Annotated in this window: 9 protein-coding genes; 8 read left to right on the forward strand and 1 reads right to left on the reverse strand. The window is 41.0% G+C overall.

From position 1 onward, the window contains the following. Positions 1 to 25: 25 nt before the first annotated feature. From B5X70_RS06800 to B5X70_RS06815, 4 genes are all read left to right on the forward strand, one after another. Complete coding sequence (locus tag B5X70_RS06800; RefSeq protein WP_079557156.1) at positions 26 to 1255, forward strand: metallophosphoesterase family protein; 1230 nt, start codon at positions 26 to 28, stop codon at positions 1253 to 1255. 106 nt (positions 1256 to 1361) lie between these two features. After that, complete coding sequence (locus B5X70_RS06805; RefSeq protein ID WP_079557157.1) at positions 1362 to 1601, forward strand: ribbon-helix-helix domain-containing protein; 240 nt, start codon at positions 1362 to 1364, stop codon at positions 1599 to 1601. Continuing rightward, on the forward strand, positions 1594 to 1881 hold the full coding sequence (locus B5X70_RS06810) for a type II toxin-antitoxin system RelE/ParE family toxin (RefSeq protein ID WP_079557158.1): 288 nt from the start codon (positions 1594 to 1596) through the stop codon (positions 1879 to 1881). Before B5X70_RS06805 ends, B5X70_RS06810 begins: the two co-directional genes overlap by 8 nt. A 135-nt stretch (positions 1882 to 2016) precedes the next feature. Continuing rightward, the gene (locus tag B5X70_RS06815; RefSeq protein ID WP_079557159.1) at positions 2017 to 5109 is read left to right on the forward strand and encodes an AAA family ATPase; all 3093 of its coding nucleotides are present in this window, start codon (positions 2017 to 2019) and stop codon (positions 5107 to 5109) included. On the opposite strand, the gene B5X70_RS06820 is transcribed toward B5X70_RS06815, so the two are convergent. After that, entirely contained in the window at positions 5106 to 5741 is a 636-nt protein-coding gene (locus B5X70_RS06820; RefSeq protein WP_079557160.1) for a hypothetical protein, read from the reverse strand. The two genes, B5X70_RS06815 and B5X70_RS06820, sit on opposite strands and share 4 nt — an antisense overlap. 227 nt (positions 5742 to 5968) lie before the next feature. On the opposite strand from B5X70_RS06820, the gene B5X70_RS06825 reads away from it, so the two are divergent. The 4 genes from B5X70_RS06825 (at position 5969) to B5X70_RS06840 (ending at position 12433) form a co-directional block, all read left to right on the forward strand. Further along, positions 5969 to 6979: a family 43 glycosylhydrolase gene (locus tag B5X70_RS06825; protein ID WP_198314213.1), complete on the forward strand. Its 1011-nt coding sequence runs from the start codon at positions 5969 to 5971 to the stop codon at positions 6977 to 6979. A 77-nt stretch (positions 6980 to 7056) separates the two neighbouring features. Next, the gene (locus tag B5X70_RS06830) at positions 7057 to 8394 is read left to right on the forward strand and encodes a dihydrolipoamide acetyltransferase family protein (RefSeq protein WP_079557161.1); all 1338 of its coding nucleotides are present in this window, start codon (positions 7057 to 7059) and stop codon (positions 8392 to 8394) included. A 128-nt stretch (positions 8395 to 8522) separates the two neighbouring features. After that, positions 8523 to 9878, forward strand: a complete 1356-nt coding sequence (lpdA, locus tag B5X70_RS06835) for a dihydrolipoyl dehydrogenase (RefSeq protein WP_079557162.1) — start codon at positions 8523 to 8525, stop codon at positions 9876 to 9878. Positions 9879 to 9964: 86 nt separating this feature from the next. Then, complete coding sequence (locus B5X70_RS06840) at positions 9965 to 12433, forward strand: alpha-ketoacid dehydrogenase subunit alpha/beta (RefSeq protein ID WP_079557163.1); 2469 nt, start codon at positions 9965 to 9967, stop codon at positions 12431 to 12433. The last annotated feature ends 104 nt before the right edge of the window (positions 12434 to 12537 follow it).

Consider the following 12537-nt stretch of genomic DNA (forward strand, 5'->3'; position numbering starts at 1 on the left):
ATAAAGATAAAACATTAATAAATAAATGAGATTTCTACATACATCAGACTGGCATTTGGGAAAACGACTGGAAAGATTCAGCAGAATTGAAGAGCAGCGCGAGGTTTTGGAGGAGATTTGTGAAATTGCCGAAAGGGAGAATGTTGATGTAGTGCTGATTGCGGGCGATTTGTTCGATGCATTTAACCCATCCTCCGAGGCGGTGGAGTTGTTTTACCGGATGTTGAAAAAAATGACTGATAACGGTAAAAGAGCCGTGATTGCCATTGCCGGCAATCACGATTCGCCCGAGAGAATTGAAGCTCCCGACCCTTTGGCACGGGAGTGTGGGATAATTTTTGCCGGAATGCCCGATTCGCAGATAACTCCTTTCTCTTTGGAATCCGGCTTGAAAATATTGAGCAGTGAACCGGGGTTTATTGAATTGAATCTTCCCGATTATGAATACCCGCTAAGGTTACTGTTGACGCCTTATGCCAATGAGCTTCGATTGAAAACCATGTTGGCCGTTAACGATAAAGAGTCTGATTTGCGAGAGATTCTAAAGAGCAGGTGGGAGAATTTTATTCTAAAAAACTCGTGTAAAACAGGGGTAAACGTGTTGATGACTCACCTTTTCGTGATGAATAAAGGGGAGGAAAAACCCGAAGAGCCCGATGACGAAAAACCAATTCTATATGTCGGCGGAGCACAGCCGGTGTTCAGCAGCGACTTCCCCGAAGGTTTGCATTACGTCGCGTTGGGACACTTGCACCGTCCACATCAAACGGGAGGCGGGAATTGTCCGGTGGTTTATTCCGGAAGTCCATTAGCCTATAGTTTCGCCGAAACCAATCAGCAAAAAATGGTTTATATCATTGATGCGGAGCCGGGAAGGGCAGCAGAAGTCAGAACTGTAGAACTGAAATCAGGCTATAAGCTGATTTCAGCGCGGTTTGATGATGAAGATGCTGCATTGGAGTGGCTTCGGGATAATCAGGAAGTTTACGTAGAACTTACCATTGTATCTGAAAACTATATTACAGCCGAATCGCGCCGCAAATTATTTGCGGCACATCCACGCATAGTCACCCTCATCCCCGAAGTTAAAGCGGGGAGTGAATCAGGCTCTGAAAACCATTCAAAAAGCATTGATTTAACAAAAAGCACCGAAGAGCTTTTTGTGGATTTCTTTAAAGAGAAAAAAGGTCAGTTACCCAACAAAAGAGTTGTGGAGATTTTCAAAGAACTATTGGCTCAACAAAACAGAAACTGATTTAAACTTATTCCAAATATTATAAAAGTTTTATACCAACAATACAAAGATAGAAGTTTGTGTGTGATTCGTTTTTGGTGTAAATTTACATCAAAAACATAAAATTATGCCAAGGCAAAGTATATCTTTCTCGAAACCAAATGATGAATGGTTAAAAGCTCAAATAGACAGCGAGGAGTATTCCAGTAAAAGTGAACTTGTCAACGATTTGATTAGACAGGCTCGAAAACAGCAAGTTCATATTGACTGGCTTAGAGTAAAATTGGAAAATTCCGAAAGAAGTGGGTTTACAAATGATTCCAAAGAAGAGATTTTAAAGCAGTCAAAATCTCTTCTTGATGGCTGAATACAGATTAAGTAATGCAGCCAAAGAGGACTTGATTCGCATTCATCATTTTGGAGTCAAAATGTTTGGTGTTGCTCAAGCTGATAAATACTTTGATGCTTTTTTTGGTTACTTTGAAATTATTGCAGAAAATCCATTTGCATTTGAATCTGTGAATTATATAAAAGCAGGATATAGAAAATGTCCTTGTGGCTCTGACACCATATATTATAGAATCAATGGTAATATGGTTGAGATAATGGCAATTGTTGGAATGCAGGATTTGAAAAATATACTTTAAACCCTTAGGACTATAAATTTGAACAGTCGATAGGTTTTTATTAGTCTGGTAATCAGAGGTGTTTGACTTTGTCGCCGTGTTGTTAATTTTACTGATAATAAGGAGTTTTATTTATTAGTCTACAATCTACTATAAATGATACCACATAAATTAACCCTGCAGGGATTATACAGTTACATAAGCAAACAGACCATTGATTTTGATAATCTGACGCGCGATGGTCTGTTTGGGATTTTCGGGAGTGTTGGCAGTGGGAAGTCTTCGGTGCTTGAAGCCATTTCGTTTGCGTTGTATGGTGACACAGAGCGATTGAACAGGAAGGATAACCGGGCGTATAATATGATGAATCTTCGTTCGGATAAGCTGTTTCTTGAGTTTGAGTTCAGTAACGGCGAAAACCGCCGTTTCCTATGCCGGGTGGAGGGTAAAAGAAACTCCAAAAAGTTTGAAGATGTAGGGAAACTCAATCGCATATGCTACGAGAAGGCAGAGAATGGTGAGTGGATTCCCATCGATACACCGGTTGAGGAAATTACCGGTTTGAGTTACGATAATTTTCGCCGCACAGTTATTATTCCACAAGGGAAATTTCAGGAGTTTCTGCAATTGGGGCCAAAGGAACGAACAGCCATGATGCAGGAACTATTTCACCTCCACCGGTACGATTTGTATGCCGGAGTGGCTGAGCTGCATAACAAGTCGGTGAAGGTTTTGGATGGTCTTGACGGACAATTAAAAACTTTAGGAGAGATAAAGCCTGAACAGATTGAAGAACTTACTCTTCAGTTGGAAAAAATGAAAGTTGAGTTGGCCAATCTGGAAAATGAGCAAAAAGGGGTTCAGGATAAAATAGCTGCTTTAAAGCGAATACAGGAGTTAAAAGCAAAGTTGGAGAGTGCGCAGGAGCTGCTTGTTCAATTGGTTGATAAAGAAAAGGAAATCAATGAGCAGGAAAAAGAGCTGAACCTGTACGAAAAAAGTGTTCGGTTGTTCAAGTCACTGATGGATGATTCACATCGTTTGAAAAACGATGTGGCGGGCAATGAGAAATCCCTTAAGGAATCACTGTTAGAGCAAGAAAAACTTAAAAAGTATTTTGATGAAGCATCCGTTCAATTCCAAAAAACAAAGAAGGAGTATGAGAAGCGGGATGTAATGAAACGTGAAGCCGATGAGTTAAAGAAGTTTTCGGAGGTTTTAACACTAAAACAGGCCATTGGCGAACTAACAAAACGTCGGCAAAAGGGAGAGCAGATGCTGGCTGAAAAGAAGTCTGTACAAACAGATTTACGTGGTAAAATTCAGGTCGCATCAGAACAATTAATTAAAGATAAGGAGCAGTTGCCGGATTACGCAATGTTGATGGATATTAAAGAATGGTACCGGCATCGGGAGCAGTTGAATAAAGACGCTGCAAACCTGGTGAAACAACAGCAGGAACTAAATGAGCAGAGTGAAGATTTTAAAAGTAAGTTGCAAAACCATGGCAGGGAACTGAGCCTTCCCATGCCTGATGGTATGGAAGCTTTGGCGTTTTGCAAGGAATTATTAAAGGAGACGGAGCTGCAAGCCGTCAGATTGGAGGAGCAGCTAAAAGAGATGGACCAAAACCGCATTCGCCTGAAGGTGCAAAGTGAATTGCAAGGATTTGCTGTTGATTTAAAAGAGGGAGATGCTTGTCCCTTGTGCGGGTCGGAGCATCATCCGGACTTGTTAAAACCCCATAATGTTCATGAAGAACTGGCTGCCTTAAATCATAAATCTGACGACATTCAAAAGAAGCGACAAAAAACATTAGCTCTGGAGAAGGAAATTCTTAAGATAGAGGCAGAATTGTTATCCTTCCGCAAGGAGAAAGCAAGAAACGAGAAGGAAGTTGATGAAATTAAAAAGGAGACAGAGACGCATTTGAAAAAGTTCTGTTGGGAGGGGCATCATCCTGAATCGCCGGATAAATTAACTCAGGAACTTCAAAAGCACAAAACGCTGACAGAAGTGATTAAGAATGGCGAAAAATTGCTGGAAGAATTGCGGACAAAGCTCGATGAAGCCGATAAGGATTTAAAAAAATATGAAGAGCTTCTAACTGCATTAGGACATGAGCTTACTGCGAAGGAGAGCAGAGTGGAGACGCTTCTTTCTGATATTAAACATATAAATACGGACGATTTTCGGGAGGTTTCAGCAGAGGCGTTGAACAATAAATCCGCAGAACTGATAAAGAGAGCAGACGCCATAGAAAACCGGTTTAAAAAAGAGGAGGAGCAGATAAACGAGCTATCCCGGAAGCGCAATGAGCTTATCGGGAAAGTCTCAGAACTTCAGAAAGCGGAGGTGCATCTAAAGGATTCTCTTGCCAAAAATGAATGGAAAATTGAAGAGTTACTAAAGCAAAACAATGATTTAAATCGCGAGAAGCTGGCAGTGATTCTGGCTTCGGAACCTAATGTAAATAAAATCAGAAAAGATATTGAAGAGTACCGCAGCCTTTTAGCTACAAAGCGTGCGGAGGTGAAGCAACTCGAAGCGGATTTGCAGGGTCAACAATTCGACCCAATTGAGTGGGAGAAGTTAATTAATAGGAATGAAACTCTTTCTGAAAAATTCAAGAAGCTTATTGATGAATCAGGACAGCTAAAATCAGACAAGAAACGTCTGGAAGCAGATTTTCTAAAGTTCAAGGAGTTAACCAAAGCACGCGAGGAAGCTGAACTGAGAACTGCCGATTTGTCCGACATGCGGAATCTGTTTAAAGGCAGTGGGTTTGTTAATTACATCTCAACCGTCTATTTGCAGGAATTGTGTAAAGCGGCCAACGACCGATTTTACAAACTCACACGGCAGCAGTTGTCACTGGAATTGGGCGATGACAATATGTTTTACATCAGGGATTTTCTCAACGATGGGCGAGTCAGGAGCGTTAAAACCCTGTCGGGAGGGCAAACTTTTCAGGCGGCCTTATCTCTCGCGTTGGCTTTGGCTGATAGCATTCAGAAGCACACCAGCGAACACGGCAATTTTTTCTTTTTGGATGAAGGGTTCGGGACACTGGATAAGGATTCCCTCCGGGTTGTGTTTGATACACTGAAATCATTGCGACACGAAAACCGCATTGTTGGAGTCATCTCACATGTGGAAGAGATGCAGCAGGAAATCACCACTTTCTTAAAAGTGGTGAATGATGAGAAAACCGGCAGTCAGGTAACTGCCAGTTGGGAAATGTCTTAATTTTGATCAAGCATGCGGTTGATTTCTTCAGCTTTCTCAGGTTCATTTAATCGTTGATAGGAATTTCTAAGAAGCAGCAAATACCTGCGGTCTCTTGGATTCATTTCGCGCAATTCAAGAGCCATGTCTCTTACCTGTCTAAAGTCTTCGGAAAGATTTCTCAACTCACGTCTTAATAAGGCATATGTCGTTGCGTTTTCATTTTGGTGATATTTTCTCATTTCTGCCTGATATCTGTTTTCAGCACGGGTGTATTTATGGCGTGCACGATGAAACAGAGCGCCTTCATAGAATGGTTTATGGTCGGGCCATTTTTTCAATCTCTCTTCGTATTTTTCCAGAATCCCTTCGTGCTGTCCGGTTCTTTCCAGAGCTCGCATGTAAGCACTCTGAAGATCTAAAACATCTTTATATTCAATTTCATCATAGATGCTTAGAGCCCATTCGAAATTTCCTTGTCGAACATTGCTGACAAAAAGTTCTATGAGTCTTTCGTCGGCAAAACTTAGTTCAACAGCCGTTGTATCATTTGCCGGTTCCTGTGGAGGAGATGTTGCAAAAGAGTGATGCATAAAACCATGAAAAAGAGCGGCTGTGAATAGTAAAGCAGTAATGTTTTTAAGTTTCTTCATATCTTCAACGTTTAGTACCTGGATTCAAAAATAGTATTTTTCTCTTTTATTTTGGAAATCTTTGATCGATATTTGTAATTACAAGTCAGGCTGACTACGAAGCAATTTGTTTATAATAATTTTAAAACAGCCACTTAGTACCAATATAAAACTTATGCTTTATTTTTAATTCATTCCAATTGTTAACACAAATTTAATACCGTTTTTACTAACTAAATATTTATAACATGATTAAAGCAGTTTTTATTTCGGCCTTTTTTTTAATTGTAAATTTAACAGTTAATTCTCAGGTTACAGAAGATCCAATTTTAAATCGTATCTCTAGGTACGTTGGCGTGGAAACCCATAAAGACACGACCATGACTCACGATCCGGTAATGATTCGAGAAGATGGTGTCTATTATATGTTTGCTACAGGATGGGGGATAACCATGTTTAGTTCTCCGGACATGATTCATTGGAAGCATGAATATCCTATTTTTACTGAGGTTCCGGAGTGGATTATGGAAATCGTTCCGGATTTCAGGGGGCACTTTTGGGCGCCTGATGTTGCCTATTTTAATGACCAGTATTATGTCTATTATTCCGTATCATCCTTTGGGCGGAATACATCAGCCATTGGAGTTGTTACAAATAAAACTTTAAATCCGGATAGTCCGGATTATGAATGGGTTGATCATGGCGAGGTAATTCGCTCTATTCCAGGTGTAACTAACTGGAATGCCATTGATGCCAATATTATTTTGGGTGAAGATGGAACTCCTTTTATGTCCTTCGGGTCATTTTGGGGTGGATTAATGTTGGCTGAACTTAAACCTGATGGATTGTCGCTTGCGCATCCCATTGAAGATTTAACACTTTTGGCTACCCGGACCACAGGTGAGAATCCCATTGAAGCCCCTTTTATCTTTAAAAAAGATGATTATTATTATCTATTTGTTTCATTTGATTTTTGCTGTCGTGGAGAAGAGAGTACATATAAGGTTGTAGTGGGGCGTTCAGAAAAAGTCGAAGGTGAATATTTTGATAAGGACGGGCTTTCAATGTTAAAAGGAGGGGGTACTATAGTTGTTGAAGGTGGAGATGGCTATGCCGGAGTTGGACATAATGCAGTAGTTGCTTTCGATGGCGTTGATTATTTGGTGTTCCATGCTTATGATATGAGCCGTGGAGGAGGAAGCTATTTGAGAATACTCCCTATTAGATGGGAAGATGGTTGGCCGGAAGTTGATTTTTAATTTTGATCAAAAAATAAAACAACTTAACTTGTATTTACAAGTTGAGTTGTTTACATTTGCAGAAAAAAATATTGCAAATGGCTACAGTAATCATTATGCCCAAACAGGGGCAGTCCGTCGAAAGTTGCATCATAACTGAGTTTCATAAGAAAAAGGGAGACAAAGTTAATAAGGGAGAAGTTTTATTTGCCTACGAAACCGATAAAGCTTCATTTGAAGAAGAATCACCGGTTGACGGCATTTTGTTAGATCTATTCTTTGAAGAGGGCGACGAAGTTCCTGTTCTTACAAATGTTTGTGTAATTGGAGAAGACGGAGAGTCTGTTGAAGATTTTCGTCCTCAGGGAGGTGAAAATGTTTCAGACAAAAAAGAGGCTTCTGCTCAAGAAATAACAGGTTCATCCTCAAAGAAAGGAGAATCAGAGACTGCTCAACCTTCTAAATCTACAAATTTAGCTGGCGAAAGCAACGGGGTTTCACCGAGGGCTCGCAACCTTGCTGAAACGAAAGGTGTAGATCTGCAGAACATTGCCGGGACTGGTCCCGGAGGACGGGTTATTGAGCGTGATGTTTCTTCTGCATCACTACAGCAGGGAAAAGTTACACCACTTGCAAAACAATTGATTGCTGAGCAAAATCTTCAAGCAGGAGTCGGTTCGGGTTTGGGAGGAATGATAACTTCCAACGATCTGCAATCTGGAAATCCGGTTTATGGTGAAGATTTTGAAATAAAACCACTTACCAATATGCGTAAGCTCATTGCAAAAGCAATGCACGCATCACTACAAAACTCTGCACAATTAACACATCATCTGGGTGCCGATGCCCGAAGAATTCTTGAACTGCGTAAAAAAGCGAAAGCCGCATTGGATAAAGGGTATCCCGTTAATATCACGTTGAACGATATGATCTGCTTTGCTGTAATTAAGGCATTAAAGCAATTTCCACAAGTAAATGCTCATTTTATGGGTGATGGAATGAAGTTGTTTAAGAAGGTGCATTTTGGCTTGGCGGTTGATACCGATCGAGGACTAATGGTTCCGGTGGTTAAAAATGCAGATGATTTATCTATACAAGGTTTGGCTAGCCAATTTAAAGAGATTGCCAATGCTTGCCGCAAGGGAGGTGTTTCACCTGAGTTGTTGGCTTCAGATGCAGCATCTTTTACGGTTTCCAATCTCGGAAATTACGGAGTTGAAATGTTTACACCAGTAATAAATTTACCCCAGGTTGCCATTTTGGGAGTTAACACCATCGTTCCACGGCCAAAAGATTTAGGTGATGGAGTTTATGGCTTTGTGCCATATCTTGGGCTGAGTCTTACATACGATCACCGAGCTCTTGATGGAGGCGAAGCTACGCGCTTCGTAAAGCAGGTGGCTATTGAAATTGAAAATCTGGAAATTGACTTATAGTATTGAACGCAAAGACGCAATGACACAGAGAATATTTGGTCATGATATTTGATATGTATGATTTGCCAAGAATGACTATTAATAAAAGTTTTTGCGATTTCGCGTCTCTGCGTTAAAACCAAACAAGTATGTACAATTTAGCAATAATAGGAGGTGGCCCGGCCGGTTATGTGGCTGCTGAAAGAGCAGGAGCAAAAGGTCTAAAGGTGGTGCTTTTTGAGAAAAAAGATCTGGGTGGTGTATGCCTGAATGAAGGTTGTATTCCTACCAAAACTCTGCTATATAGCGCCAAACTTTTAGATAATGCCAAAACCGGTGAAAAATATGGTATTACGACTGATAATGTTTCTTTCGATTTTTCAAAAATGATGGCTCGTAAGAACAAAGTGGTAAAGAAGTTGGTAGGGGGTGTAGGAATGAAAATGAAACACCACAAGGTTGAAACAGTTAAATCTGCTGCTGTAATTAAGAGCAGAACGGCTTCAGGTGTTGAAATAGTGGCTGACGGTCGGTTGTTTTTAGCTGAAAATGTTCTTGTTTCTACCGGTTCTGAAGCTGCGGTTCCTCCAATTTCAGGACTTAAAGAGGCAGGTGACGTGATTGTAACTAATCGCGAGATACTGCAATTGAGCAAATTGCCTGAATCACTGGTGGTAATTGGTGGAGGTGTAATCGGTACTGAATTCGCCAGCTTTTTCAGTAGCCTTGGAACCAAAGTAACGGTCATTGAAATGTTGGATGAAATTTTAACCGGCATGGATCGTCAAATGAGTACCATGCTTCGTAAAATGCTTGAGAAAAAAGGGGTTGAGTTTCATCTTTCTTCTAAGGTCACTGAGGTTAAAGGAAATGTTGTGGTATTTGAAAAGGATGGGAAATCTGATTCAGTGCAGGGTGAAAAAATATTGCTCAGCGTTGGTCGTCGACCGAATATAGAAGGCGTTGGACTTGAAAATATCGGGGTCGAATTATTCCGTGGAGGAATTAAGGTAGATCAACAAATGCGCACAAACATTCCAAATGTTTATGCTGCAGGAGATGTTACCGGATTCTCCTTATTGGCGCATACAGCAAGCCGCGAGGGTGAAGTTGTGGTTAATAATCTTACCGGGCGAAGAGATGTGATGCGTTACAATGCCATTCCCGGTGTTGTATATACCAATCCTGAATTTTCCGGAGTAGGACTTACTGAAGACGTCGCAAAGGCGAAAAAGATTCCATATAAAGTTGCCACTTTACCAATGGCGTATGCCGGACGGTTTATCGCCGAAAATGAAGGGGGAGAAGGGTTGTGTAAAGTTTTGGTAGGAGAAAAATATGGTGAAATTCTGGGCGTTCACATGCTTGGAAATCCCTCCAGTGAAATGATTTATGGCGCTGTAATGGCCATTGAAAATGAAATGACTTTAAAAGAGATGGAAGAGGTTGTTTTTCCTCATCCCACAGTTTCTGAAATATTCAAGGAAAACGTTTTTGCCTTTTAAAAGGCAAAAACATCAATCATAGATGAATGGGAAATAAAAAATCTTCCACATCAAATATCAAAAAAATATATTAAACAAAATAGACTATGCCTAAAGTACAGTTTCTTGATCCCAACGAATCCCGAAAGGGCGGGAGTATTGAGTTTAAACCCATTCCGGTTAATCAGTACAACAAAACGGTTAAGGATGAATTAAAGAATTTTTCCAAAGATGAGCTGATTCGCATTTATCATGACATGGTGGTAATTCGTGAATTTGAAACCATGCTGAACTTAATTAAAACCACCGGAGAATACAATGGGGTATCATACAACCATCCCGGACCTGCTCACTTGTCAATCGGGCAGGAGGCTGCTGCGGTGGGTATGGCTTTTACCTTAACTGTAGAAGATTTTATTTTTGGATCTCACCGGAGCCACGGAGAAATTTTGGCGAAAGGGTTAAGTGCTATTGCAAAATTGAGCGATGATCAGTTATCGGAAATCATGGAGAAGTTTTTTGATGGATCAACGCTAGGTGTCGTCAAGAAGGGATTTAATGGTTCGATAAAGGAATTGGGGCGTAGATTTTTGATTTATGGCACACTTGCGGAGGTTTTTGCGCGGGAAACAGGATTCAATAAGGGATTGGGAGGTAGTATGCATGCCTTTTTTACTCCGTTTGGAGTTTACCCCAACAATGCCATTGTTGGAGGAAGTGGGGATATTGCCGTAGGAGCAGCCTTATTCAAAAAAGTAAACCGGAAACCCGGTTTGGTGGTCGCGAACATTGGCGATGCATCTATGGCTTGCGGCCCGGTTTGGGAAGGAATTACTTTTGCCGCTATGGACCAATTCGCTAAACTGTGGGAAGGCGACATGAAAGGTGGATTGCCCGTTATTTTTAATGTTATGAATAACCAATACGGAATGGGTGGTCAAACCTGTGGTGAAACTATGGGATATGGAATGGCTGCTCGTATTGGAGCCGGAGTTAATGAAGATCAGATGCACGCCGAACGTGTGGATGGTTATAATCCGTTGGCGGTTATTGATGCCTATAAGCGTAAACGAAAAGTTATTGAGGAGAAACGTGGACCTGTTTTGCTTGAGGTGCTTACCTACCGTTATTCCGGACACTCTCCGTCAGATGCTTCGTCGTATAGAAGTAAAGAGGAGGTAGAAGCATGGCAATCACACGACAGCATCATAGGATTTGGAAAACAATTGGTTGAAGCTGGTGTAGCTACCGAAAAAGATTTGGCTACTGTTACTGAAGATGTGAAAAGTATCATTTTTGATATGTTTAAGTTATCCATTGACCCCGATGTTTCTCCATACATGGATATGGAAAAGCATCCTGAACTGATTGGAGATATGATGTTTTCCAATGAATCAGTGGATGCCATGTTGCCTGGTAAAGCAGAGGTAAATCATGAAATGGCCGAGAATGCACGTGTAAAACAGCTGGAGAAAAAAGAGCGTTTTGCCTTCGATAAAGATGGAAAGCCATTCTCTAAAATGAAACAATACCAGTTGCGCGATGGGATTTTTGAGGCCATTATTGATCGTTTTTATAAAGACCCTTCGTTGATAGCTTATGGAGAAGAGAACCGTGACTGGGGTGGTGCATTTGCCGTTTACAGAGGTTTGACAGAAGCGTTGCCATATCACCGGCTTTTTAACTCACCCATTGCCGAAGCTGCAATTGCAGGAACTGCTATTGGTTATGCCATGTGCGGTGGAAGGGTAATACCTGAAATCATGTACTGTGACTTTTTAGGACGCAGTGGCGATGAGGTCTTTAATCAGCTGCCTAAATGGCAGGCTATGAGCGGTAATGTTTTGAAAATGCCTGTGGTTATGCGTGTTTCTGTAGGGTCAAAATATGGAGCACAACACAGTCAGGACTGGACTTCTCTGGTGGCTCACATTCCCGGACTAAAAGTCGTTTTCCCTGCAACACCCTACGATGCAAAAGGGTTGATGAATACTGCACTACAGGGGACTGACCCTGTTATATATTTTGAAAGCCAGCGGCTATACGACATAGGAGAGCAGTTTCACGAAGAAGGGGTTCCTGCCGGATATTATGAAATTCCATTTGGAGAACCTGATGTTAAAAGAGAAGGAAAGGATGTTACCATTTTAACAATTGGTGCAACACTATATCGAGCTCTTGATGCCGCCAAAATACTTGAGGAAAAGCATGGAATGTCCGCAGAAATTATTGATGCGCGTTCTTTGGTACCTTTTAACTATGAAAAAGTAATAGAATCGGTTAAGAAAACCGGACGCATCATCATTTCCGGAGATGCCACTGCACGTGGTTCATTCCTGAATGATTTGGCACGAAACATTGCAGAATTGGCGTTTGATTATCTTGATGCACCTCCGGTTGTGGTTGGATCGCGAAACTGGATTACTCCTGCTTTTGAGCTGGAAGACAGTTTCTTCCCGCAGCCTGACTGGTTCATTGATGCCATACATGAGAAAATGATTCCGTTGAAAGGACATGTGTGTAAAAGCAATTTTACAGATTCAGAGCAAATCAGAAGATCCAGATTGGGAGTGTAGTTTGAAATGCTTTTGATAGATTAGAAAATGGAGTTCCAGCCATACCGTGATCTCAATATTTTTCTCTGTCTGTAATTCTGCCTTCTAAAATTCGATAAGTTTTG

The organism is Alkalitalea saponilacus (assembly GCF_900168165.1).
Lineage (GTDB): Bacteria > Bacteroidota > Bacteroidia > Bacteroidales > Marinilabiliaceae > Natronoflexus > Natronoflexus saponilacus.